This is a genomic window from Legionella sp. 39-23, from assembly GCF_001897665.1.
GTDB lineage: Bacteria > Pseudomonadota > Gammaproteobacteria > Legionellales > Legionellaceae > Legionella > Legionella steelei.
On the sequence record NZ_MKTO01000006.1, the window covers coordinates 163436 to 189309 of the forward strand.

Genomic DNA, 25874 nt, shown 5'->3' on the forward strand with positions numbered 1-25874 from the left:
GTATTGGGTCAATTGTTAGCTAAAAATAGATTCACCTATATCTCAGCATCATGGGCCAATAGACGTCGATTCGCACGAAAATACGTTGCAGGCGAGTATTCCAATAAATCAGATAGTTTTTCCATATAAATACATGCAAAGCGATCGACTTGATAGGCAAAATAACTTTCTTCCGCTCCAGCGCGAAAAATACGTTCCCATTTTGGATTAAAATGAGTTTGTTGTTCTTTTAATAATTTTGTAACTTCTGCATCGATCTTACTGATTTGCGCCTGCAGCTCTTGAATTTGATGGCTGTATTGTTTTGATCCTTCATCGATCATTTTGGTATATAGATTAACGTATTGCTGTTCTAAATCCTTTTTTACATCCATGGCTTCGCTGATTTTTTTCTCGATAGGCATTGCCCGTGCTTGGGCCGCTATTTCTTCCCCAAGCTCTTCAACAACCAAAGCAGTACGCCAATTACAATCTTTCTTTAATCGTAAAATATCACCATAAATATGATCGCCAATATAAAGAATTTCATCGCCACGGACATGCAAATCTTCCGTAAATTTTTTAGCATTACCCCCTTGATACACTCCAGGAACTATAGGCCCTATCATGTTAGTCATTGTTCCATTCACCGGATTAATCGATAAAAAGCGGAGATTATCGTAAAAAAATCGGGGTTTATTCGCTAAGGTAATGACAAATTCAAATAAATTAATCCAGCTCTCACCCTTCTTTAGAAAAGGGTTAATCGCATACTCTAGCAACAGCTTTGTATACGCATAATCTGAATTAGTCAGAACAAATATTTTTTTCCCATGATGGATAAAATGTCTCAAACCCTCAACTAATGCGCGTTCTTTTATCACATATGTAGGCAAATTTTTGCTAATGATGGTTTTCAAGCTACCATCGGAGTGTACTTTATCCACACAAAACTGCACGTCTTGGGCGATGGCTTGATAGCTAGGAATTTGCTCCGGATACAGGCTGTCCTTTAATTCGACCAACTGGCCATATAGAACACAAAAGGCAATTGAAAAAGCCGTGTCGATTGCCATATAATTGGGATCACTTAAATCAACATAGATACTTCGATAAATTTTCTGTTGCTCGGCAAAATCAATTTGTTTGGTGCCATGATAGCTTTGTCGAATTGCCCCATAGCGACTCAACTTTAAAATATTGCCGTTCTTACTATCAATCACCAAACCACGAATTGCATCATGATAATTAAAATTCAGCTTTTTAATTTGTTCAGGATAATGCTTGACCTCGACTAATTGTTCTTTGACGAGCTGATAAACCAAAGATTCAAAATTCTCAGAATTATAACGAATCAAGGTATGGTCCATATCCAAACCAATTAACTTGATTTTTTTCATGTTCAGAATTCGATTTACATAAACTTTATGTTCATTCATTAGCCTAAAACCTATTTGTTATTGTAGCCTGGCTACAAGCAGCCAAGCTACATGCTGAATACCGCGCTATTTCACACGCTTCACGCCATCCTGAGAAGCCAACAAAACAACATCCGCACTACGGTGTGCAAATATGCCGTTTTCAACAACGCCGGTTATGCGATTAATGCGCTCCTCTAAATCTAGAGGTTCATTGATTGTTAAATTAAACACATCGAGAATAATATTACCATTATCAGTAATAAATCCTTCTCTATATTCTGGGTCACCGCCTAATTTTACTAATTCTCGAGCGACCATACTTCTGGCTAAAGGAATTACTTCAACAGCAACTGGAAAACGCCCTAAGTGCTTTACCAGCTTTGAATCATCCACAATACAAATAAATTGTTCCGCCAGCTGAGCTACAATTTTTTCACGAGTATGCGCACCGCCACCGCCTTTGATCATTGCGCCATGTTCAGTCACTTCATCAGCACCATCAATATAAATGGGTAGTTCCTGTATCGAGTTTAAATCAATAACGGGGATACCTTCCTTTTTTAATAAAGCCTCTGTCGCTTTAGAGCTTGATACACACGCATCAATTCTGTGTTTTATAGTAGCCAATTCTTTAATAAAGAAATTCACTGTGGATCCGGTACCGACACCGACCACCATGTCATCTTCGATAAATTGCAATGCGGCTTTTGCCGCTTTTATTTTTAATTCACTCATGAAGAACTGCTCCCTTTTCGTTGCCTTACAATTTCATATAAAGACACACCGGTAGCTACCGAAACATTCAAACTGGATACACTACCTGCCATAGGTAAAGAGAATAAACCATCGCAGTGCTCCCGTGTCAGTCGACGTAGCCCTTCACCCTCAGCGCCCATTGCAATTGCGATGGAGCCAGTGCAGTCTGTTTGATACAGTGAGCTGGTTGCCTCACCAGCGGCCCCATAAATCCATACCCCATGTTCCTTTAAAAGATCCATGCTACGTACCAAATTAGTGACTCTGACTAAAGGTATCGCCTCTGCTGCACCACATGCAACTTTACTGACCACAGGAGTAATGCTGGCACTTTTGTCTTTGGGAATCACTACAAAATCAACCCCTGTTGCATCTGCCGTGCGCAAACACGCGCCCAAATTATGAGGATCAGTAACGCCATCAAGAATAAGAATTAAAGCAGGCTGTTTGCTGGATTCCAATAAGGCAAGCAAATGGGACTCATTGTAATCAGGTAACGAAGAGGCTGTTGCAACGACACCTTGGTGGGCAAAATCAGCAAAGCGCTGATTCATTTTTTGCATACTCAAATGCTCCATACTAACACCTGCTTGTATGGCTTTTTCAATAATATCCTGTAATCGTTTGTCTGTTCTGTCTTCACTGATATAGAGTTTTTTAGTCACTCGATGTGGGTTGGCTAACAAAGCAGAAACCGCATGCACCCCATAAACATACTGCTCACTCATGACTCGGTGTTTCCTCTACTGGCTCAAAATCAATTTTACGTTCATCTAAATCAACACGGGCAACTAATACCGTCATTCTGTCTCCCAAATGATACACCTGACCACCACGTGTTCCAATTAAACGATGTTTTACGGAGTCAAAAGTATAATAATCATTTTTTAACGAGGTCACATGAACCAGGCCTTCAACATAAATGTCATCCAGCTCTACAAAAATTCCAAAACCAGTCACTGCAGAAATTCGGCCTTTGAATACTTGCCCTAACTTATCTTGCATGTATTCACATTTTAACCAAGCAACCACTTCTCGTGTCGCTTCATCGGCACGCCGTTCAGTCATCGATGCATGTTTGCCTAAGCGGTTCATATCGTCATGAGTATATTCAAATTCATGAATTGGTTTTTTATCCAATAAATAACCTATTGCACGATGAATTAATAAATCAGGATAACGGCGAATAGGGGAAGTAAAATGCGTATAGGCGGAATAGGCCAGACCAAAATGTCCTTCATTCGCTTCGACATACTGTGCTTGTTTCAGGGAGCGGAGCATTACCGTTTCAATGAGATGTTTATCGGGTCGGCCTTCGATGGCATTCATCGTACGCTGGAAATCTTTAGGTCCTGGTTTTTTCCCACCTCCTAATTGTAATCCCAACTCACCTAAAAACTGTCTTAATGCAGTCATTTTATCTTGTTCGGGAGCAGCATGTACTCGATATAGTGTAGGGATCTTAGCTTTTTCTAAAAATCGTGCCGTCGCAACATTCGCAGCCAACATACATTCTTCAATCAATTTGTGTGCATCATTGCGAATCACAGGGACAATGCATTGAATTTTTTTATTTTCATCAAATTCGATGCGTGTTTCCGTTGTCTCGAACTCCATAGCCCCGCGAAGTTTACGAGTAACTAAGAGCACCTGATACAAATCATAAAGCGACTGCAATGTAGGCCATAAGGAGGAATGTTGTTCATCCGTAGCCCCCTGCGCAAGCCAAGAGCCAACTTGGGTATAGGTTAATCGGGCATGTGAATGAATAACTGCTCGATAAAAACGGGAACGAGATATTTTACCATCATCGCTGATCGCCATCTCTGCAACCATACACAGACGGTCGACGTGGGGATTTAGCGAACATAAACCATTGGATAACGCTTCTGGCAACATAGGAATGACTTTACCAGGAAAATAAACTGAGTTACCTCGACGCGCGGCTTCTTTATCCAATGCTGAATCTTGCATCACATAATTACTGACATCAGCAATTGCAACATACAATTGGAAACCGCCTTTAGGTTTTTTATAACAATAAACTGCATCATCAAAATCTTTAGCATCTTCGCCATCTATCGTCACAAAAGGCAATCCACGCAAATCGGTGCGCCCCTGGATTTGTTCTTCGGTGACATGCTGTGGAATTTTTGCTACTTGGATGCTCACATCCTCAGGCCATTCAAATGGGATTCCATGGGCATAAAGTGCAACTTGAATTTCCATGCCTGGAGCCATATGCTCACCTAAGACATGAATTATTTTACCTATAGCCTGAGCTCGTTTACTGGGAAAGGCAATTAATTCGACCAAAACAATTTGTCCATTTTTTGCACCGTCCACCATTTCTGGTGGAATAGAAATATCCTGGGTCAAATGTTTGCTATCTGGCAACACAAAACTGACGCCATGGTCTGTAAAAAACCGGCCAACAATAGTCGCATTAGCATGCTCAATCACTTCGTGAATTTTCGCATCAGGTCTTCCTCGACGATCCACGCCAACTTGATAGGCAAGGACAACGTCTCCATGCATCACTGCCCGCATTTCTTTAGCAGACAAAAACATGTCTTCTGCACCGTCGTCAGGAATAAAAAAGCCAAAACCATCGGGATGTCCCTGGACTGTGCCACGTGATAGGTTAATTCGTTGCATCAAACAAAAGCGCCCGCGTCTGTCTTGCATGATTTGCCCATCGCGCAGCATGGCCTTGAGCCTAAATCCCATAGACTCTTGTTTGCGTTCGTCTCGTATTTGTAATTTATCGAATAGCTGATTGCGCGACATGGGCTTACCGTATTCATTAAGAACGTCCATGATGAATTCGCGGCTAGGAACAGGATCGGTGTATTTTTCACTTTCCCGTTTATAAAAGGGATCTTTTGATTTCTTGCTCACGTATATCCTGTTTATATTTTGTTGTCATGGTATTTAATTACCCATCATCCGCTCAGTTCTACCACTTATCTCTGAAAGTAGCAAGATAAGTGGCAAACAGCATACTTAGTGCTTAGCTGCAGGAATTACAAATCCGCGCGCGCCTACTGCTGCAGTTAATGCAGATAAAGACATATCTTCTGCAGCCCAGAACGTAGAGCCTTTGTCACTATCGGGAATTTTCACCCCTTTCCATTTACACACCGCAATCAGACCTTTACAAGGTGCTTGTTGTTCATGTCCGGGTTTGGATTCAATGCAATTTAAAGCAAATGGACCTTTATTCAAGGCTAATGCAGACCAATTACCACCTTGTAACCTCGTTGTCCAACCAGCACTAGCACCAGGATTAGTCACGGGATGGGTGATCCATAAATCTGAGGAAGTGAGATTATGAATAAACACCAAACTGCTATTTTTAGCTTGTAGCGTTACGGATTCCCCCTGAACCGCAACTGCTTGGCATCCAGCAGGTAAAGTTGATTCAGCGGCAGCACAAAAAGATAATAATACAAAACTCAAAAAAGCGACAATCCTCATGACTTTCTCCCTAATAAAATAGAAAACCGTTTATGCAACATCAAAAAAACAGCTATCAAAATAAAATTATATAATTAGCCTATGTTGCTTGCCAGTCTTACTTGTTAAAATCACTCTAACTTTTCTTTGACCAATGTAACAAATATGCATATCTGGATAGATGCCGATGCGTGCCCCAAAGTAATTAAAGAAATTTTGTTTCGTGCCGCAGTACGTACAAAAACACCACTCACTTTAGTGGCTAACTCTTTTCTTACTTATCCTAAGTCACCCTTCATCCGCTCAGTGCAAGTCACTAAAGGGTTTGACAGTGCGGACCATTATATTGTGGCGCACATAGAACCTTATGACTTAGTGATTACCGCTGACATCCCTTTGGCGGCAGACGTTCTTGCCAAAAAAGGGCTCGCGATTAATCCACGCGGAGAAGAATATACCGAAAACACCATCAAGCAACGCCTAAATTTAAGAGATATGCACGAACAATTACGTGCAACAGGACAGTTTTCAGGAGGCCCTGCGGCATTAAGTATCAAAGAAAAAACCGCTTTTGCCAATGCTCTGGATCGATGCTTAGCAAAGAAAATACAAAAATAACCACACGTTTGTACTCTTTCGTAAACGTATGCCTGCCCAGAAAAACCTCTGTCATTGAACAGACGTAGCTCGCACCTTCGCGTTTACATGAGCCTCATTAAAATTTGACAAATAATTCGCAACAACCTAGATTTTAGATATGCTCAAGGAAGATGGTGCACTGGCATGAAACTGCTTCGGCATATCCTGTTTCTTATCATATTAACGAGTTACACTTTCGCTTACAGCACTCCTATTGTCGTCGGTGTTTCTAAATCTGCGCCGCCTTTTTCTGCCGTAGATGGCAGCAATCATTATTTTGGTTTTTGTGTCGATCTCATGAATGAATTATGCAAACGGCTGCATGAAACGTGTCAATATAAACCGGTTACCCTAAACAACCAAATGGATGCATTGGCTTCAGGAGACATAGACATTACCTTTACACCAGCCCCCATACCGCAAACCATATCACAAAATTACATTTACAGTTTGCCCTATATGACCAGCAACGGACAATTTTTAACCTCATCTCCCAACATAAAAACAATTGCAGATCTGAAAAACAAAAGAATAGGGACCGTACAAGAAAGCCGCCTTCACGACACGCTTTTACTGTATACAAGTAAAGAGAATATCAAAGAATATCCAAAAATTTCGCTTATGATTATGGCCTTACTCAATAATGATGTAGATGCAATTATAATGAACATTAATATCTTTAAATACCTTACCATTAATAAAGTAATTAATTTTCAAACAGTAGGACGTCCTATTGTTCTGGGAAATGGATATGGAATAGTGACGCTCCCCAAAAATGCCACACTAATTCAGAGAATCAATAAAGCGTTATTAGAAATGGAAAATGATGGAACCTATGAAGCCATTTATAATAAATACTTCGGTTCCAATTTGTAGCTCTATGCAGTATGGGGTAAACTGGCACCCATTTTTCAAAAATACAGGATAAAACATGCCAGATAGTATTCATGTCGCAGAAATCACCGACCTACACAAAAATTCCATCATCACCTGGAAAGCATCGGGCATAGTACATCAACACCAAGAGTTTTATCGCTTAGTTGAAGATAATCATGCATTTAACTACCAACTCTGGCATGCAGAGGATAGAGCACGCCGCGATGATCAAGGATATGAGTTTGTATATCAAGCAAAGCGAGAAATTGACCGTTTTAATCAATTGCGTAATAACCGCATGGAGGCAATGGATGAATGGCTTTTTAACCAACTGCAACCAGCACACTTTAAAATATGCCCAGTGCACTCTGAGTCGCCTGGAATGATCATTGACCGCCTGTCTATTTTATCCCTAAAATCGTACCATATGGAGCTCCAAACCAAGCGCGAAGATGCCACAGAAGAACATCGTACGAGTTGTGCCCATAAATTAATGACCATTAATCAACAATTGGAACAATTAGCCCAGTGTTTTAAAGAGTTGCTTGAAGAAGTCAAAGCGAAAAAACGTACGTTCAGAATCTATCAGCAATTTAAAATGTATAACGATCCTAATCTAAACCCCGAATTGTACTGCCGCCAGTAGTTGCAACGTGATGAGTTAGAGCATTGTCGCTTTTTGAATGTGTCATTTTTCCAGATGGTGAATTAGATGCTGTATCTTTATGAAAGAAGAAATTGTAAAGTGAAAAAGATGAACCGGATCGTGGCAGGGAATCAGGGGCTCTTCTTTTAGCAGGCTCACTTGATTCCCTTGGGGACTCTGTTTTTATTTTGTCCTTATCCACCGACACATTTGGACCAGGTTCTTTATCTTTGGAAGGACTAACCTGGCCTAGAGGCGGACGCCCCAGTCCACGCGCCAAAGCTCTAAGACCTAGAATTAATGAAAATAAGACCGCATTAGCTATCGCCAATATACCCATTATTGGAACATCATGGTAATGCCCTTCGGGATCCTCTTCCTGGAGAGCAGATGTTGCAAAATTAGAGAAATTATTTCCCTTAGATAGACCAGAGGCAAAACAACGAAACACTTCAAACCATTCTTGAAAAAAACTCTGCGGCGAAGAACTGGGATTACTGCCGTTTTTTAATGAGGACTTAAAGCTCTCTGCGGTTAAATACTCAGCATCATTTTGTGCCTCGATATTCGCCTTCATCTTCTTTATTTGATCATAAGGACACTCTTTTTCATTCTCTGCTTTTTGCTTTTGAACATGCTGATGATGACTGTGCAGCATAAAAGCAGTCATTCCAATCATTAACACCAAACCAGAAACAATAAATGCAGCCAGTAACGCAGGTGGAAAGGCACTGGCGGTAACTAAGAATACCGAGGAAACTGTAAATAAAATACTGGTCAATACGCCATAGCCAAACAAACCATACTTCATTCCCAATAAACCTGCAGTTAAATAACTATGTGTTGTTTGTTCTTGTAATAATTGGCGTTCTTCATCAAACTGCTGAATTAATTGACACACTCGTAGCTTCAATTGTTTGACATCGGCGGGATTTATAAGTTTTTTCTTGGCAGTTTCTTGTAACTCAAGCAATTTGGCATAAGTCAGTTCTAATTCTTTGCTTGTTAATTCCAATTTACATCGGGTTTGCGTCACTTCCAAGCGTAATTGAAAATCATATTCTTCGTAAATTCGTGTAACAACACAAGCTAGTGTGTAAAAAACACTAAGAACGGTCATGGCAAGAAAAAGATGTGGCGCCAGAATAGCAAGACTCATCACACCCATATAAAGGTATAAACCATCAAGTAAGCCACCAGTCGTTACCGCTAAAAAAGCATGAATACGATCTTCATCGCTCTGTTGTTCTATTCGTGATAAATAAGCTTTACGATCTAACTTTGTTAATGAAGTCAACTGTCGAATTTCTACTAAAAGCTCTTTATTGGCATTCATTTGCTTTTTACGTCGTTCCTGCATACTGCGTATCCAGAAGCGGTTGGCAGCAGCAAACACACCTAATACTAAGCCAACAGGGATGAGCATATCTTTAAGATCCAATCCAAGCGCACCTAAAACTTGTACTGTACTTCGCCATCCTTTATAAGCGTTTTTTAAGCCCTTCATGACGTCACGAAAATAGGGCCATGCAGCCGCGATGAATTTTTTTACAGAATCATTTTCCTCTCCATCAAATACACTGGCTAGAAAAGAAAAAGAGACTAAAAAAATGGCTTCTGCGGAAATTGCAGCGATTCCTTCTGGAGAAGTCGCTATTTTATGCAGGTAATCAGCATCCGTATTACGCATAAATACTTCCATGAAGTATTTAAACATACTATAAGAAGAGCTTAGAGAATCTACTACGGCATATGCATGATAGATATAACGATCATTATCGAGTTTTTGAGCGAGGAGTCTACTTTGCGCGTCGATACAGCCGGCAATTGCCAAGAGGGAAACGAGTTCTTGTGATTTTAATGATGAACCTTCTTCGCCCTTTTTAGACATTCTTACACACAAAAATGACCGTAGGTTAGGATGGCGCGGATTATATGGATAATTGAGCTTGATGTCAATAATCGTTTCATCCTGAATTAAAAACACACAATCCACAGGGCGGTTGATAATAATATCATACTCAGTTCGTACAAAAAATATTTCTATAAGTCCACTTACGGGTTGTGACTTAGGATGCAAACCTGCTACGATATCGCACTAAATAATATAACAACTCAGGAAAGAGGATTAAATGAGATCGATACTTGCTCTCTTTACTTTTGCAGCACTAATGACCGGACCTGTTATGGCATCAAATGACGTACAAATTTATGGTTATGTTGAAAAAGCTACGTTTCCAGATAAAAATTTAACGCTCTCAGCAAAATTGGATACCGGAGCTAAATCAGCATCATTAAATGCAACCAACATAACTGAAATTACTAAAAATGGCATGCCTTATTTGCGCTTTACTGTCCCAACCAAAAGCGGAGACTATCAATTTGAGGCGGAATATAAAGGTCGAGTAAAAATTAAAGTTCGTGATGGAGAACATGGCTCAGAAATACTTGCCCATGCTCCTATTAAACGTCCGGTTGTACTACTTAATTTACAACTTGGAGATAAAGTTAGAACAATTAAAGTGAATTTAACCAATCGCAAACGGTTCATCTATCCTTTGCTTTTAGGAAGAGATGCAATTATTGCTTTTAATGGTGCGGTCAATCCAGCACTGACATTTACGTTAAGAAATCAGAGTCTTAAGAAATAATGAAACACAACACGCGTCATGTTTATGGACTTATTTTTACTTTATTTATCCTAGGAGCAGGGATTTTTTTGTACCGACATTTTGTACTCGATGTGCCGTTGACTGACACAGAAACAATAAACAGTTGGACGATTGAATCGAACTTACGTTTTGTCGCAGATCCGAATACGCCAATTAAAGCGAGTTTTAATATTCCCTATTTGCCGCCCCATTTTGCGATTCTTGATGAATATTTTGTATCAAGAAATTATGGGGTAACAACTAATTTAAATGGTGATAATCGAGAAACAGTTTGGTCCATCAGGCGTGCTCATGGCGCACAATCCCTATATTATAGGGCGATTTTCCGGCAAACGGAGGCTAATGAATCCCCATTAGGAACTCCTCCGGCAGTCAAAACACAACCGCTTGAAGAGAGTCAAAAATCAGCAGTTGAAACTATTACAAGCCAAGTACGACAATCATCCGCAGACATTAAAACCTTTGCCCAAAGTACGGTTAAAGAACTGAATAAAAAAGATGGGAATGCGAAGTTACTAACCAGTAATAATTTTAGTGACGAACATCTTATTAATGCAGCAATTCTCATTTTAAATCAGTCTAAAATTTCTGCAATTCCAGTAAAAGGAATTTACTTATCACAAAAGAGCAAGGCTGAGTTAAGTTTATTTTTAGCTGTATTCAACGGCAAAAACTGGGTTTATATTAATCCGAGAACGGGCAGTGCCGGATTGCCTAAAGATTTTCTTATCTGGCAATATGGAAATGAACCTGTATTTAATGTCACTGGCGGCAAAAAAGCTCAATTTAGCTTAACGGTATCGCCCACCCCCATAAATGCCTTAAGCATTGCCAAATCGCGAGGGTTACAATCAGACTCACAACTGTTGCGTTTCTCCTTATTGCAACTACCCGTTAATGCGCAGGTAACGTATAAAATTTTATTAACGATACCCATAGGTGCTTTCATTATCTTGATTTTGCGAAACTTTATCGGGATTAAAACCTTCGGTACGTTTATGCCCGTTTTAATCGCTTTAGCGTTTAGAGAAACCCATGTTATCTGGGGAATTTCCCTCTTTGTCATTATTGTCTCTTTTGGACTCCTGGCACGTTTTTATCTGGATCAATTAAGGTTACTTTTGGTACCAAGGCTTGCGGCCATTCTTACTATCGTGATTTTGCTTATGATCTTTATTAGTGTCATTAGCCAGAGCCTTGGATTGGATGCAGGACTATCTGTTGCCTTATTCCCCTTGGTCATTTTAACCATGACTATAGAACGTATGTGCATTACCTGGGATGAACGAGGAGCTTCAGAAGCAATAAAATCGGGGGTAGGCAGCCTGGTTGCGGCAGTAATCTCCTATTGGGCAATGAGCTATGAACCTTTGCAATATCTTGTCTTTGCTTTCCCTGAGTTGCTTTTAGTTCTACTCGCTTTAATATTGTGGTTTGGCCAATATCGCGGCTATCGCTTATTTGAGTTGAAGCGCTTTAAATCACTTGCGAGACATGTCGAATGATTACGCTGTTTCGTCGTTTAAAAAACCATGGCATATTAAGCATCAACCAGCGTAATACAGATTTTGTATTACGCTACAATCCAAGAAAACTGTTTCCTTTGGTTGATGATAAGTTAAAAACAAAAAAATTAGCGCTAAAGGCAGGCATCGCCGTACCACCTTTGTACGATATTATCGAAACAGAACAACAAATTAAAACCATAGAAGAACGTTTAGAGCCTTATAACGATTTTGTGGTTAAACCTGCACGTGGCTCAGGCGGTGATGGTATTTTAGTTTTTAAAGATAAGGTCTATGGCCGTTATCGACAAATTAATGGAAAGTTAACCACAACACAGGAACTTAGCTACCATTTATCATGCTTGCTCTCGGGAGCATACAGCCTTGGTGGCTCCTCCGACTATGCAATTATAGAGAAGCGAGTAGTGGTTGATCCCGTATTTGCAGAGGTAAGCTACGAAGGTATTCCTGATATTCGCATTATCAGTTTGCTAGGTTATCCTGCCATGGCGATGGTGAGGTTGCCAACGCGCTTGTCTGGCGGCAAAGCCAATCTACACCAAGGTGCCATTGGGGTTGGAGTTGATCTCGCCACCGGAAAAACTCTTGGTGGGGTATATCATAATGACATCATCGATTATCATCCTGATACGCTCAATCCTATTGTAAACATCGAAGTACCTTATTGGAATAAAATACTTGAGATTGCCTCCAGTTGCTATGAACTGACTGGTCTAGGTTATCTTGGAGTAGATATAGTCCTTGATAAAGAACAAGGACCTTTAATGCTGGAACTCAATGCACGGCCCGGCTTGAACATACAAATTGCCAACAGAGAAGGTGGATTAAAACGTTACCGAACAATTGAGGCGCATTATCAGGAACACCCTAACGAATCAGTTGCCGAAAAAGTAGCGTTTAGTCGCGAACACTTTGCCCGTTTAAAATAGTCTTTTTAAGGGGGGTCGGGCTGTTAAGCCCAGTGCTCGTTGCATCAAATCCGTATGCTCCAAAATACCTCGTTAATGTAAATCCAATGAGCAGAGAATATCCATTATATGGGTGCTAAGCGCTGGGCTTAACAGCCCAGCCTACTTAAGGTAACCTCATTGACTCGAGTCCATTTCGCTCACCCAAGCACATATTAAGGCGTTAAATAGCCACTTACCTGATTCTCTTCATCATCGCTGATTGCAGAAAGCTTTCTTTTTTTGCTATGAGGAACTTCTCCGAACTGGAACGTCGGACTCCAAGACGTTGATTGTCTTTTTTCTTGGCTGCTTCCATCATCCGCCACACGCACTTCGTCCAAATGCGGAGAAAATTCTTGCTCAAAAGCAGCGTCATCATAACCAGGGGTTAGGACTCTTGTATTGTCATCAAACTCAAAATCAGATTGACCAAGCCAATCGCTCGTTTGCTCTTCGGTAGTATATGGAGAGAAGACAGACTCCTCGGCATCATCCCAATTATAACCAGGAGTTTTGGGTATCACATACTCCATAGTCATTCCATTGCCACTCCAAGTCGCATGGTAATAATATTGAGCGTCATTAAAAGCAGCAACCACCTGAGTCAAATTGGTAGGTGAAGCACCATAATCATAGTCACGGTAATAAGCAAGAATTTCCTCACCTGGTTGAATTTGCCGTGTCGTGACATAAGAGTTGGTTGCAAAATCAAAGCGCACATTCATTTCCCTGCGATGCGTTGCACTTTCTATGCAATAAGCTTCGGATGCTTGGTATTTAGTATAAAGATATCCGCCCCCGCTTGATTGCACCAAGTAATTCGTATCAATATCATGTTGAGCCGCCCACAACTCCATCGCCTTTTCCGTGGTGGGTACATCAAACATTTGCTTCCCTACAAGCTGGCATATTGGCTTTTCCGCAGGAATGGCCTGACCACTAAATAAAGAGTAACGATATACCCCATTCCCCCGTTCCGTAGGTGCTATAAATAAATGATACGCTGAGTTTCTTTTGAGCTCCATTTTTTGATTTTTTTGAAAACGCGCCACATCTTCTGGTTGCTGCAAATCATAAATTTTAGGATCTAAGTTTTTATCTAAATACATTTGCTTTTTCTGTTCTTTTTTTATATTCAATTTTTGGGTTAGTAAATCGAAAAAATTTTTTATATCTGCGGGTGTTTTCACATCACTTGCAGTAAATTCTTGCTCAAGTGATTTGGCTAAGCTTTGCAAGACGTCAATCAAGGTTTGTGGTCGTCGCAAGATTTGCGGACGCTGTTGAGAAAAATAATCATCTCCATAAGAAACAGTTAACTCATCAGCAAAAGCAATTCTTTTAGTCGCAACATAATAAGCATGGTAATCAAATGCAACTTTTCCAAACTCGTCTTTTCGTTGCTTACAGGTGATTTGTACTTCTAAATTAGGCCGTTCAGCATGGTTCACCCAGCGGGTACTAGACCCTGATTGCAGCATATCAATTACTACGGCATATTGCTCTTGCTCATCTAAGTTTAATTTCCATACATAAGTAGAATCGCCTTCATACTGTTTAACGGCGCGTTCTATTCGAGAATTAGATTGTATGCCGAATAAATCAATGCCTTTTATTTCTCCGACAATGTCTCCTACCTCAAACGATTTTGCGGCATATACCCCCAATTGCTTAGAACCAAGATTCGGCATAGCAGCGATAATTACACCGGCATCATAGTTTGTAGTGAGATAATTAAAGCCAGGTCGATTGCAATTATTTTGCAAATAATTACCTAGCCTTAATTGGGACTCCGCTTGTTCAGGAAAAAAAAGTAATTGTTCGGCAAGCATTTCGTCCATAGCTTGCTCTTGATCTGATGTATATAAAAATTTAACATTTTTTGGCATATTTGAATTCTTTATCATTTTGAATTGCTGCGCATTTTAGTAAAAAAAAATAACCTGTCCAGCTATTTCCCAAAATAACATCAATTTGTTTTTAACTTATCCTTTGCTGTAATATAATTGGTGCACATAAGCGTACACAGGGATAATATGTTTTCAAAAAAATTGTCTGGTTTTTTTCGTGCAAGCAACAGCGTCAAATCGATGCAGCCTAAAGAATGGTTGGATGCGCAGTTCAAGGCAAGTGCTTTAGACAAACAGTTCCCTAAAGTCCTTCGAGAAAGAACCCAAAACTCCGCAAAAGTATATTATAACGAACATTATTTTGCGCATAATGATACGGATGCGCCTTTTTCCTTACGTAGGGCATTAAGCAAAACAACAGCAGTTAGCGTTGCAGGGGATAGAACCGGAATATTTCAAAATGGCACTCCCTTTCCAGCAAGCTCTGATTATTTTGCCCGCATTCCATTAACACACCCCGAACTTTTATCACCTGTTGAACGACTATCCGGGGCTAAAAAAATTATTTTTTCCAATAGTTCCGTGCTTGCTTCAGGCGGCTACCCCGCAATGAATCCGAGAGTGATGAAGAAAAAACCACATGATGTTGGGATTTTTTCTCTAGCAGGAGCCTGTTTTGAAAATCTCTATCTGCATTATTCGCTGTTTATGCTGGATCCAATAAACTCAAAAATCGATAGTCCAATGTTTGCTCATCTCTTTGAAAAAGTACCGACTGATTTTAAAGATGCACAATCCTCTCTAGGTCCATATGATTCTAACGGCACGCTTACCCGTATTCGCACAGGACTACCGTTGCTTGCACGCTCTGCGTCTAACATGTTTTATCCATCTTTTACTAAAAAAAATGCAGTTCTTTTTTTATCTGAAGCGTATTTCAGATATCAGTTAGAAGATATTTCTATGTTATTAACTGCAGTGAATGACGCTGCGCAGAAAGCAGGAAAACCTGCGCTTTTAAAAGCCACTGCTGTTGGGATGGGTTTTTTTGCCAAAATAAATGAGCAATATGACATACAACATCTTCTTTACCCCCATTATCTGCGTGCTTTTCAAAAATTGCTGCAGAAACACTCTTATCCTTGGATAGCAAAAGTTGAGTTCCCTACGTTTAATGAGCAGCTTCAACAACAATTTGATGCCATTATGGATACGCCAATCGAAAAGGTTGAAGTTTATCAAAGAAGCAGAGATGTCTTGGAGTTTACTGAAGAAGAGATTGAAAACTATTTTGTTTGTGCCATTAATCCTGCAGATGCGTTCTCCTATACAGGAAACGAATGGGGATTTGGTAGTGTCGAAGCAATGATAGGGTTAAACTCATCATTGCGTATGGATCAAATACCGCTGGAAAATCCCTTGCTGCTTGATTCCAACCACCATATTCCAGTCAGAATCAACAGCGCGTTTGAGGCTGAACTACTTGACTCAAAAGCCAATAACTTACATCTTTAACGTGTGATCTAATTTCAAAGCATTGCTAATTGCTTCTACAAGTTGTGGATTGCGAAAGCGCTCTGTCAGCATCTCTTGGGTCATATCAGCATATATTGCCTTGCACACTTCAGTAAATGCCTGCTCCGCTTTGTTGATCAATAACCAAGTCAGAACTCCTTGTTCTGTAAGTAAATTGGCAATGCACATTGATTTTGGTAAGTCATGATTATATTCATACATGGCATTAGGCACCATCCCACCATTCAAAAACCTTTCTCTATATTTAGGACAGGTCGATGCAATAAACTGACTGAATGGTACATGTTGCACAATGATTTCTTCTTTTTCCTGATCAAGTCCTTCGGCTTCAATTCCTGTAGCATATTTCAGCATAAGCAGTGGCGTAGACTTACCATAAAACTTATGTATCCAAGACTTTTCCGTATGTGATTTATTTTGCGTAATAAAAGTCAGTAAATCTTGTATCGAATTACAGGCTCCCCATGCAAAAGGCTCCTCATTATATTTTTGATAACGTTCTACATTAGAATGGCGAATCGTTTGCAGCTGCCTTTCTGAAATCCGAGGCATAATGCCATTTTGTTGATACAATACATCGAGACCTCTACCATCGACACGTGCAAGTAACGAATTTTTTTGTAGCTTGAGGATTTGATTACCAACTAAGGGGTCTGCCATCTCAAAGAGACCTTTACCATATCCTATCCCTTTCTCCAGGACTCCATTAGAAAAAAATTTTGTCCACATGATGACCTCACAAACAACAGATATACTGCTGTCTATTATATAAAGGCAACATTAAATAAATATTAAGCAAATTGATCAAATAAAGTTATTTTAAAATGGATGTAGAGTTATCCATGCATTGATGTGAACGGATGCGGGAATAAGCGGAGAGGAATTATATTTCTATTGCTGTATGCCTTGGGCATGTTGAATGAATAAACGTTTTATAGGAGTAAATCCGTTACACAAATTTAAACCTAAGCCACGTAAGGCAACAACAGGCATAAAAGAATTACTGAATAAGCGTTTGAATCCTTCCATCAACATAATCGTTTGCCATACATCATTTTTACGTGCACGTTGATAAGCACCTAATGCCTTTTTGGATACCAGGGTATCGCGAGCGGCATCCAAACACTGAATCCAAGAATATACATCGGCCAAGCCTAAATTTAACCCCAAACCAGCCAAAGGATGAATGGTATGTGCTGCATCACCAAGGAGTAACCAACGGTTCCCTACATATTGTTTAACGTGTCTCATTTGTAAAGGGAATTGATGGCGTGTACTGATTACTTCAACCTGACCTAGCTTTTTGGCAAAAGCGTCGCTTAAGGATGCATTAAACTCCTGTTCAGAAAGATTCATTAATTTTTTAACATGTGCTGGATTGGTAGACCACACGATAGAACATTGATGTGTATCAGCCAGCGGTAAAAAAGCCAAAGGACCATCAGCGCGAAATACTTGATATGCCGTGTACTGATGTTCCTTTTCTAAAGACACCGTCGCAACCAATGCATGTTGCTCATAAGACCAGCTGTTTAATGGCACCTTGAGTTTATGACGAATGGGGGAATTGGCACCATCAGCAACCATTAACAATTGTCCTTCCCAGGTCTGCTGACTGCTGCACACCCTGACTCCGGATTCCTCGCTAAACACATCCTCTACACAACTCTCAGGAAATAAATGAATAGAAGATTGATTAGAAACTTGTTGCAATAAAGCGTGTTTTAACACCGACTCCTCAATGATACTCCCTAGGCTCTGTGTACCGACATAACGCGAATCAAAATCAATATGCGCTTTACTTTCAGCATCCCAAACATACATGCGGCGATAAGGAGAAATGCGCGAACTTTCTAGATATTGCCAAGCATTTAATTGCTGCAACAGAGCCTGTGACGCATGGTTAATCGCATAAACACGCGTATCTGCTTGTGAATGATTGACCTTCAACGAACCCGCATCGATGACTGCTACAGTATAACCCCGTTGGGCCATAGCCAAGGCAGCAGTTAAGCCTACAACCCCACCACCAATTATCAATACATTAAATTGCAGACTCATTTCATTTCCTTCATCACTTTTTTTGCAGCTTTGGCAAAGCAATTTCACAGACTAAATCAGGAACCACCCCTCCGAATCCTCGGGCGTATCGGGCTAAAAGATTCTTCAATGCGGGAATATTATCCAGAACAACCAACCCTAAGCCGCGAGCCACCCCCAATCCAGGTAAACGACTGGTAAACACTTGGATTAAACCATCAGTTAAACGTGTAATGGCTTTTTGATCATGAGATCTTAATTGTACATAATGCTGTAACATTTCCGCATTAAGCCCCCGTTCAGCAATGCATTGCGCTAAAGTAGCCACGTCTCTAAGTCCAAGATTAAAGCCTTGTCCTGCGACGGGATGCAATGTGTGTGCGGCATTACCGACAAAAACTACTGGCCACTTCACTTGTGTTGGCATTAAGACTTGTTGTAAAGGGAAAGAAAAACGCTTTCCTACTTTGGCAAGCCGACCTAAACGATAGCCAAAGGCATGTTGTAACTCACGTAAAAAATCGACCTCAGGTAAAGACAATAAACGCTCAGCTTCCTTGGGCGGTACCGCCCAAACCAAAGACATCCGATTGTCGTGCATGGGTAAAAGCGCCAAAGGCCCATAAACGGTAAAACGCTCATAAGCACGGTGTTGATGTGGTTTTAGCAAACCCACGTTGGCAACAATTGCGTGTTGCCCATAGAGCTTAGTCTTCGAGGGCAATGAACAAAAACGGCGGACTCCGGAATGCGCTCCATCCGCAGCAACAATTAAACGCGCCACAATTTTTATTTCACCAGAGTCAGTGAGAATTGTTGCCGAATTATTTTCATAATCTAAAGACTGCAAGCTCGCGGGAGCAATCAGCTGCTCAGAAGGTAACAATTGATGCAAAGCCTGGTTTATATGCTGCATTTCCGCCACATAACCTAAAGGCGCATCCAACTTCCCTTGTAAACGGGATATCCCGAAGTGATGTTGATCAGAAACATGAATCGTGTCTATAGTAGTGACATGATCTTTAAGAAGATCCCACACACCGAGCATCGTTAAAATACGTCGACTAGCAGGCGATAGAGCTAAAGAGCGAGCATCAAAATCAGGATTTATTTTGTCACTAAAAGGCTTAGCTTCGACCAATAAAGTACGGTACCCTAATCCTTGCAAAGCAAGCATTAGAGTTGCACCTGTTAAACCCCCGCCAATAACCAGTATATCAATCTCTTTATTAATCACGCATTAATGCCTCAATCTCATCCACATCCACAGGCAATGCTGCAGTTAATACTTCATGACCTGTTTTCGTTACGACTACATCATCTTCAATACGTACACCAATACCCCACCAACGCTTATCTACTCCTACGCTGTTTGAGCTAATATATAAACCTGGCTCAACAGTTAAAACCATTCCGGGCTCTAAGGGGCGCCACTCTCCATCAATTTTATAAAGCCCGCTGTCATGAACATCCAATCCCAACCAATGCCCAGAATTATGCATATAAAAAGGTTTATAAGCTCCTTTAGCAATCAATTCCTCAACATCTCCTTGCAAAATACCCAAGATACATAACCCTTCAGTGAGAATACGGAGCATAATTTGTTGTACCGCATTCCATGGCAAGCCCGGCTTAATCGCTGCAATTCCTGCTTTTTGTGCTTTGAGAACCACTTCATAGATACTTTTTTGTTCTGGCGTGAATTTGCCATTAATTGGAAATGTTCTCGTGATATCAGCAGCATAATTTTCATACTCACCCCCTGCATCAATAAGTACTAAACTACCTCGATGCAAAGGTTGATTGTTATCCGTGTAATGCAAAACACATGCATTTTCGCCACCGCCCACAATCGGATCATAGGCGACGCTACGGCATCCATGACGACTGAATTCATACACAAGTTCTGCCTCAAGCTGATACTCATGCTCCAGATGCTTGCAACGACGCATCGCATGTTCATGGGCTTTAACCGAAATACTTGCTGCTCGGCGCATTAAATCCAGTTCCGCATCACTTTTAAATAAACGCATTTCACCTAATATAGGTTCCAAATCACACAACTGAGCCGGTACTTTAACGCCACGCCGTACCTGGCCTTTAAGTGAATTCAATGAGCGCATGATCGTTTTTTCTAACTCTGCATTGCGAGCAAGCGCATAATAAACAGCCGATTTTCCATTTAATAATTTGGGTAATTCTTCCTCAACACTATCTATAGGAAAAGCAGCATGCATACCCAATTCAGAAAGTGCCCCATCTTGGCCAAGACGTTTTCCTGTCCATTGTTCTTCTGAGGGATTGCGTGTACGGTTAAAGAGAATACTCTGAGCATCTGCTCCTGCAACAAGAACCAATAACGCATCAGGCTCATTAAATCCGGTGAGGTAATAAAAATTACTGTCCTGGCGAAAACGATAATGCGCATCGCCATTACGTAATAATTCGTGAGCAGCAGGGATAATGGCAATACTGCCCTCGGGCAATTTTTGCGCCAATTTACTTCTTCTTGTTTGGTATTCTGGTTGCGAAATCATAGTAACATCCTTTTTAATGAGTTATTCCAGCATGACCGCCACGTTCTTTTTCATTCATAATTAAATCACTATGCAAACGAAGCACTGCCATCCGCGCATATTCACTAACTTCCATTAATGCACGTTCATCTTCTTCATCGACATCCAAGGTATCACAATCAAGTTCGGCAAATTCAATAAGATGTTGGAATGCATCTTGAGCCTCTTCATCGTGAAATTGACTAAGACCTATGCCAGCTAAAGTCAAGGCTTGGGTAAACCCTTCGCACCACTCACTAAAAGCGGTTGCACGAAGCAGTAAGGATTCCTCATCATCAGGAAGCATCATTTTAAATTCAAAATCCAAACTGTTAATTTGTTGCTGGCTTATTGAAAAAACAGCAAACATCGCTAAAACTGCATTGCGGTTGGCTTCATCTTTCTTATTATTTAATAAGGCGCGTAAATAAGCCTCTCCTTGGCTGTCAGCGCCAGCACATAGGTAACCACACATCATTCCATGCAATAAACTGGAAGATACGTGCAACATTAAAACAGAAATAGATGCAGAAAACTCATCATAATCAGGCAAACGCAAATGTTCTCTTTCCTCAGACATATTTAATTTAACTCATTTATAGAAAATACCCCCATGATACCCGATTTAATGCAAGCGTTCATCCTACTAATTGCTGCTCGCGAGCAAAATTGTTACTATGCATAACTGCTCTCTATGGAATGCAAAGGTCTTATTATTATGACGCAGATGAAATCATGTACTGTTAAGCTACTAAATAAAACGTATGAAATTAAATGCCCTGAAGGCGAAGAACCTAATTTACTGCTTGCGGTGCAGAAATTAAATAATCAAATCATGATTAATAAAAAGAAAGCGAAGCAGCTGGACAACTTCCAGGCTTTGTTGCTTGCCGCGCTTGATATTAGCCATGAATTGATCTTATGTAAAAACAAACAAGCACACCAACAACATCAGGTATCCCAATTTATTAACTCACTGGAAAATAAAATCAATAAAATGGTGGGTGGGGACATGATGGAACGAATTCCAGAACTAGATTAGTTGATTGATTCTGGAATGCTACAAAACATCCCCGCTTTGTGCGGGGAGATAATATAAATATCCATCTCTTCATAATAAGAGGAAGATTAGATCTGATTAAAAGGACTTACAAATGAGACGCCAATGGTATATAGGATTTGGGGTAACTTTATTAATTGCCCTTGCTCTCTTTGCGATGTTTAATAGCATCAAGTGGTTTATCGCTTTTCTAATTCCCCTAATTGTGATCTGGATCTATGATTTGATTCAGAAAGAACACACCATTTTGCGTAACTTCCCAGTCTTGGGCCATGTGCGCTATTTTCTAGAGTTTCTGCGTCCAGAAATTCAACAATATTTTATTGCGACCGATGAAAGTGAGCTTCCTTTCAATCGTGAAACACGCTCCCTTATTTATGAGCGCGCCAAAAATACTCGTGATACCGTTCCTTTTGGTACGGAGCGTGATATTTTAAGTGTTGGCTATACCTGGGCTCTCCACTCGCTAGCACCAAAACATCACACAGAAGTTGAATCACGGATTATTGTTGGTGGGCCCGATTGCCTGCAACCCTATAATGCCTCGCGTTTTAATATTTCAAGCATGAGCTTTGGTGCACTGTCTGCCAAAGCAATTATGGCCATGAATAAGGGGGCACAGATTGGTGGTTTTTTCCAAGCCACCGGTGAGGGAGGATTAAGTTCCTATCATTTGCAAGGCGGAGATCTGGTGTTCCAATTCGGAACTGCCTACTTTGGTTGCCGCGATGCACAAGGAAATTTTGACGAGAAAGAATTTGCTGTGGAAGCCAACCGTCCAGAAGTAAAAATGATAGAAATTAAACTCTCGCAAGGAGCCAAGCCCTCTCACGGAGGCATCTTGCCCGCCGCCAAGTTAACTCAGGAAATTGCAACCGTACGCAAAGTTCCCATGGGCCAAGATGTCGTCTCACCCATGGCACATTCTGCTTTTACAACGCCCATAGAACTACTCTATTTCATAAAAAAATTACGCGAGTTATCTCATGGCAAGCCTATAGGATTTAAATTGTGCCTGGGGCGCAGAGATGAATTTCTGGCAATCTGCAAAGCCATGTTAAAAACAAATATCCTCCCTGATTTTATCACCGTTGATGGTGCAGAAGGAGGAACCGGAGCAGCACCAGAAGAATACGTTAATTTTATAGGTACACCTTTGGAGGCCGGCTTAGTCTTTGTGCATAATGCCTTAGTAGGGATTAATGTAAGGGACAAAATTCGTATTATCTGTAGTGGTAAGGTGGCAAATGGATTTGATATGCTGACCAACATCGCTTTGGGCGCCGACATGTGTAATTCTGCGCGTGCAATGATGATGGCAACCGGTTGTTTGCAGACAAAACAATGTAATGCGAATACCTGCCCCACTGGGGTCACAACACAAAATAAACGCTTACAATATGGTTTGGTTGTCGATCAGAAAAAATATCATGTCGCCAATTTCCATAAAAACACCATGAAAAGCTTTTTGGAAATGGTTGGCTCGCTCGGTTTAGATAATCCCAGTGATTTAAAACCCATCCACATCATGCGACGAGTAAGCGTACAAGAGGTCAAATCATTTAATGAAATTTATGAATATCTGACACCGGGACAACTACTGGGAACAGATATTCCCCAAAGTTATAAAGCACATTGGGAAATGGCAAATCCAGAAAAATTTTAAAAATTTAATTGTAGCCTGGGTGAAGGCGAAGCCATAACCCGGGAGTGTTTTGACACAGAACACCTGGGTTATGGCTTCGCCTTCACCCAGGCTACATATCATCCAAGATCAACAATCACTTCCACTTAATATTACATCCCAAACTTGGTTTTTGGTCTGAGCTCACCGGTACTCCAGCAAGGATATTATCCAGTGCATTTTGTAAATGGGCTCCTGTCACTGGTTTATTATTCCCTGGTGTTGACTCATCCAAACAACCACGATAGACACAAAGCAGATCCTTATCAAAAATATAAAAATCAGGAGTACACGCCGCCTTATATGCTTTGGCAACATCTTGGGATTCATCGTATAAATAGGGGAATGAATAATGACATTGCTCTGCCTCAAGACGCATTTTTTCTGGGCTATCTGCAGGATACTTCTCAACATCATTGGAGCTAATCGCAATAAATTGAATCCCTTTTTGCTGATAGATTTCAGCCAATTGCACTATTTTTTCCTGAATATGCTTCACAAAAGGGCAATGATTGCATAGAAACATAATGACTGTCGCAATAGGTGATTTAATCTGCGACAGCGAAATCAATTGATCGTTACGTGTATCAACTAAAGTAAAATCAGGTGCTTTGCTTCCTAAAGGAAGCATATTTGATGCAGTTGCTACCATAATTACCTCTCATTAATCAAAACAAGTGCCACATCACCCCAGTCACCTCTATTTAATCATTGCGTCAGCAGATCTATAAGATAGGTTTAGTGTATTTTCATGGATGACGGAAATTGCGCTTCATTGTGATAAAAATTAAAAAAGAATTGGGGATCAAATAACTCGACGCATGTTAAACGAAAAATTATGGCTAAGCAAACGGGTAATCCTGATGCTCATCGGTATTTGGTCTCATGCATCAAAACTTGGGTTGCAAGTGCTCCTCTTTTTGCTGTTCCGGCGGTGATCGTTGTAAGGTGCCATTCTTATTGCGTGTAGGGCTTATCGCTTCATCAATTTCTTCTTTAGCTGTTACTTGTTCAATAGGCCCTTCTTTTCTTTTTGCACCCGGTCTATCAAGTATTGCCATGGTCTGTCTATAACTACAATTGTGTGCATTCTTGGCCCCCTCTTCCCCTTGAGAGCTCAGTAGCGATTCTGAAAAATCTTCTGCTGCAGACGATCTGATGCGTAACCCACTAAACGCTTGGGTAACGCCTTGCCAGGCACTCTTTAGCCGAGTGCTTAAAACACCTCTTTCCGGTTGCATCGTTTCTGGAATGGGTTCCCTGGCAGCTGGAGCTTGTAGATCCAAACCGGTTATTGCGCTTAATTCCTCTTCTAATGCTTCTTTCGCATTTTGCATACTTAAGGCCATAGAGGGCTCGCCAATATCGTGGAAGACCCGTATATTATTCTCGCAGTTAGCAATGCCCTTTCGTAAATCGTTCACCCTCTTTTCGAGAGCTTCTTGGGTAATTGAAGGTATAAATTGATATTTTTTATCGCGATCTAAGGCCTTAATGGGATACTTTTGTTCATCAATCCGAACTTGCAACTGTTCATACTCTTTAAATAGAATGTCCCACTCGCGTTGTGCTTTATCTATTGCCGTTATCGTCCCTCCCAAGACGATTTTATCAAACAAGGATACTTGTGCTTGCAACTCTTTTATCTGCGCAGACTTTGCTTGTTATTGCTCTCTTAATTCGCCACCTCTGCGCGCAGCTTGTTCTGTGGTAAAACCAAATACCGATGTACTCCCATCCTGGCCTACTCCAACGCGCATAGCCTGTACAGGGGTTGCATTTCGATTAGTAAACGCACTTAAATCTAAACGATATCCGTGCAGGGTGAATTCATTTGTCATTTTTTGAGCATAACAATCGCCCGTTTTGTCCACTAAACCTAATTCGCAACCAAAACAACGCAATCCTATAATGTCTTCTCTTTTGAAACCTGCTGTTGTTCTAGCCTTATCAAAAGCTTCCACAAACTCTTTCGGTTTAAAATCAGACGCACCGTATCGGGTGGTATGAGCATGTCCAACTACCGTCATGCGGGCGACATCGGCGGGCTTTAAGCCAATGAGACATTCCGGTGAAAAACGTCTTATTTCACAATTAGGTAACTGCGTGGCAATACCTTGAGCCGACGCCAGAGTTTCCTTATCATCACCTAAAATAAGTATGATGTTTTTGGAGGCCATAAAAAAATACACAAACAAAGAGCCAATAAGAATATTATAGAACTC

At 40.7% G+C, this 25874-nt stretch carries 24 protein-coding genes; 9 read left to right on the top strand and 15 right to left on the bottom strand.

The annotated features are described in order from the left end of the window. Positions 1–35: 35 nt before the first annotated feature. The 5 genes from BGO44_RS03375 to BGO44_RS03395 form a co-directional block, all read right to left on the bottom strand. Entirely contained in the window at positions 36–1418 is a 1383-nt protein-coding gene (locus tag BGO44_RS03375; RefSeq protein WP_273198065.1) for an HAD-IG family 5'-nucleotidase, read from the bottom strand. 66 nt (positions 1419–1484) lie between these two features. Next, complete coding sequence (gene rpiA, locus BGO44_RS03380) at positions 1485–2135, bottom strand: ribose-5-phosphate isomerase RpiA (protein WP_058511315.1); 651 nt, start codon at positions 2133–2135, stop codon at positions 1485–1487. Continuing rightward, positions 2132–2884 (bottom strand): 23S rRNA (guanosine(2251)-2'-O)-methyltransferase RlmB, encoded by a 753-nt coding sequence (rlmB, locus tag BGO44_RS03385; RefSeq protein ID WP_058511316.1) that lies wholly within the window; start codon positions 2882–2884, stop codon positions 2132–2134. The genes rpiA and rlmB overlap by 4 nt, the downstream gene beginning before the upstream one ends. Further along, positions 2877–5057 (bottom strand): ribonuclease R, encoded by a 2181-nt coding sequence (rnr, locus tag BGO44_RS03390; RefSeq protein WP_273198064.1) that lies wholly within the window; start codon positions 5055–5057, stop codon positions 2877–2879. Before rnr ends, rlmB begins: the two co-directional genes overlap by 8 nt. A 105-nt stretch (positions 5058–5162) precedes the next feature. Then, entirely contained in the window at positions 5163–5636 is a 474-nt protein-coding gene (locus BGO44_RS03395; RefSeq protein WP_058511318.1) for a hypothetical protein, read from the bottom strand. Between the two features lie 144 nt (positions 5637–5780). On the opposite strand from BGO44_RS03395, the gene BGO44_RS03400 reads away from it, so the two are divergent. The 3 genes from BGO44_RS03400 to BGO44_RS03410 all read left to right on the top strand — a co-directional run bounded on the left by BGO44_RS03400 (position 5781) and on the right by BGO44_RS03410 (position 7776). Continuing rightward, positions 5781–6233: a YaiI/YqxD family protein gene (locus BGO44_RS03400; RefSeq protein WP_058511319.1), complete on the top strand. Its 453-nt coding sequence runs from the start codon at positions 5781–5783 to the stop codon at positions 6231–6233. A 165-nt stretch (positions 6234–6398) separates the two neighbouring features. Further along, on the top strand, positions 6399–7130 hold the full coding sequence (locus tag BGO44_RS03405; protein ID WP_058511320.1) for a transporter substrate-binding domain-containing protein: 732 nt from the start codon (positions 6399–6401) through the stop codon (positions 7128–7130). 55 nt (positions 7131–7185) lie between these two features. Further along, entirely contained in the window at positions 7186–7776 is a 591-nt protein-coding gene (locus BGO44_RS03410; protein ID WP_273198062.1) for a DUF4254 domain-containing protein, read from the top strand. Here the strand turns inward: BGO44_RS03410 and BGO44_RS03415 are convergent. Continuing rightward, positions 7742–9667 carry a hypothetical protein gene (locus tag BGO44_RS03415; protein WP_273198061.1) on the bottom strand — a complete coding sequence of 642 codons (1926 nt, stop codon included), beginning with the start codon at positions 9665–9667 and terminating at the stop codon, positions 7742–7744. The genes BGO44_RS03410 and BGO44_RS03415 overlap by 35 nt on opposite strands. Before the next feature lie 241 nt (positions 9668–9908). Here BGO44_RS03415 and BGO44_RS03420 point away from each other — a divergent pair, with 241 nt between their 5' ends. Genes BGO44_RS03420 through BGO44_RS03430 form a run of 3 tightly spaced genes read left to right on the top strand, consistent with a single transcriptional unit; the run spans position 9909 to position 12903 of the window. Beyond that, on the top strand, positions 9909–10427 hold the full coding sequence (locus tag BGO44_RS03420; protein ID WP_058511323.1) for an ATP-dependent zinc protease family protein: 519 nt from the start codon (positions 9909–9911) through the stop codon (positions 10425–10427). Further along, positions 10427–11953: an inactive transglutaminase family protein gene (locus tag BGO44_RS03425; RefSeq protein WP_058511324.1), complete on the top strand. Its 1527-nt coding sequence runs from the start codon at positions 10427–10429 to the stop codon at positions 11951–11953. Before BGO44_RS03420 ends, BGO44_RS03425 begins: the two co-directional genes overlap by 1 nt. Next, positions 11950–12903, top strand: a complete 954-nt coding sequence (locus BGO44_RS03430; RefSeq protein ID WP_273198059.1) for an alpha-L-glutamate ligase-like protein — start codon at positions 11950–11952, stop codon at positions 12901–12903. The genes BGO44_RS03425 and BGO44_RS03430 overlap by 4 nt, the downstream gene beginning before the upstream one ends. 194 nt (positions 12904–13097) lie before the next feature. Here the strand turns inward: BGO44_RS03430 and BGO44_RS03435 are convergent, their stop codons facing one another. Further along, the gene (locus BGO44_RS03435) at positions 13098–14813 is read right to left on the bottom strand and encodes an SET domain-containing protein-lysine N-methyltransferase (protein WP_273198058.1); all 1716 of its coding nucleotides are present in this window, start codon (positions 14811–14813) and stop codon (positions 13098–13100) included. Between the two features lie 147 nt (positions 14814–14960). Between BGO44_RS03435 and BGO44_RS03440 the strand changes: the two genes are divergently transcribed. Then, entirely contained in the window at positions 14961–16289 is a 1329-nt protein-coding gene (locus BGO44_RS03440; RefSeq protein WP_273198057.1) for a type IV secretion protein Dot, read from the top strand. On the opposite strand, the gene BGO44_RS03445 is transcribed toward BGO44_RS03440, so the two are convergent. The 5 genes from BGO44_RS03445 to BGO44_RS03465 form a co-directional block, all read right to left on the bottom strand. Continuing rightward, the gene (locus tag BGO44_RS03445) at positions 16278–17039 is read right to left on the bottom strand and encodes a hypothetical protein (RefSeq protein WP_273198056.1); all 762 of its coding nucleotides are present in this window, start codon (positions 17037–17039) and stop codon (positions 16278–16280) included. The genes BGO44_RS03440 and BGO44_RS03445 overlap by 12 nt on opposite strands. Before the next feature lie 162 nt (positions 17040–17201). Further along, a complete protein-coding gene (locus BGO44_RS03450) occupies positions 17202–18371 on the bottom strand; it encodes an FAD-dependent oxidoreductase (protein ID WP_273198053.1) in 1170 nt (389 codons plus the stop codon). A gap of 13 nt (positions 18372–18384) precedes the next feature. Continuing rightward, on the bottom strand, positions 18385–19587 hold the full coding sequence (gene ubiH / locus BGO44_RS03455; protein WP_058511330.1) for a 2-octaprenyl-6-methoxyphenyl hydroxylase: 1203 nt from the start codon (positions 19585–19587) through the stop codon (positions 18385–18387). After that, positions 19580–20887 carry a Xaa-Pro aminopeptidase gene (gene pepP, locus BGO44_RS03460; protein WP_273198050.1) on the bottom strand — a complete coding sequence of 436 codons (1308 nt, stop codon included), beginning with the start codon at positions 20885–20887 and terminating at the stop codon, positions 19580–19582. Before pepP ends, ubiH begins: the two co-directional genes overlap by 8 nt. A gap of 13 nt (positions 20888–20900) precedes the next feature. Then, positions 20901–21485 carry a UPF0149 family protein gene (locus BGO44_RS03465; RefSeq protein ID WP_058511332.1) on the bottom strand — a complete coding sequence of 195 codons (585 nt, stop codon included), beginning with the start codon at positions 21483–21485 and terminating at the stop codon, positions 20901–20903. 138 nt (positions 21486–21623) lie between these two features. Here BGO44_RS03465 and BGO44_RS03470 point away from each other — a divergent pair, with 138 nt between their 5' ends. Then, complete coding sequence (locus BGO44_RS03470; RefSeq protein ID WP_058511333.1) at positions 21624–21947, top strand: cell division protein ZapA; 324 nt, start codon at positions 21624–21626, stop codon at positions 21945–21947. A gap of 112 nt (positions 21948–22059) precedes the next feature. Next, positions 22060–23631, top strand: coding sequence for an FMN-binding glutamate synthase family protein (locus tag BGO44_RS03475; RefSeq protein ID WP_273198048.1), 1572 nt, complete (start codon positions 22060–22062; stop codon positions 23629–23631). 115 nt (positions 23632–23746) lie between these two features. On the opposite strand, the gene BGO44_RS03480 is transcribed toward BGO44_RS03475, so the two are convergent. The 3 genes from BGO44_RS03480 to BGO44_RS03490 all read right to left on the bottom strand — a co-directional run bounded on the left by BGO44_RS03480 (position 23747) and on the right by BGO44_RS03490 (position 25829). Continuing rightward, positions 23747–24301 (bottom strand): thioredoxin family protein, encoded by a 555-nt coding sequence (locus tag BGO44_RS03480; protein WP_058511335.1) that lies wholly within the window; start codon positions 24299–24301, stop codon positions 23747–23749. A 238-nt stretch (positions 24302–24539) separates the two neighbouring features. Continuing rightward, the gene (locus tag BGO44_RS03485; protein WP_273198046.1) at positions 24540–25286 is read right to left on the bottom strand and encodes a hypothetical protein; all 747 of its coding nucleotides are present in this window, start codon (positions 25284–25286) and stop codon (positions 24540–24542) included. A 27-nt stretch (positions 25287–25313) separates the two neighbouring features. Then, the gene (locus tag BGO44_RS03490; protein WP_273198045.1) at positions 25314–25829 is read right to left on the bottom strand and encodes a hypothetical protein; all 516 of its coding nucleotides are present in this window, start codon (positions 25827–25829) and stop codon (positions 25314–25316) included. Positions 25830–25874: the final 45 nt, after the last annotated feature.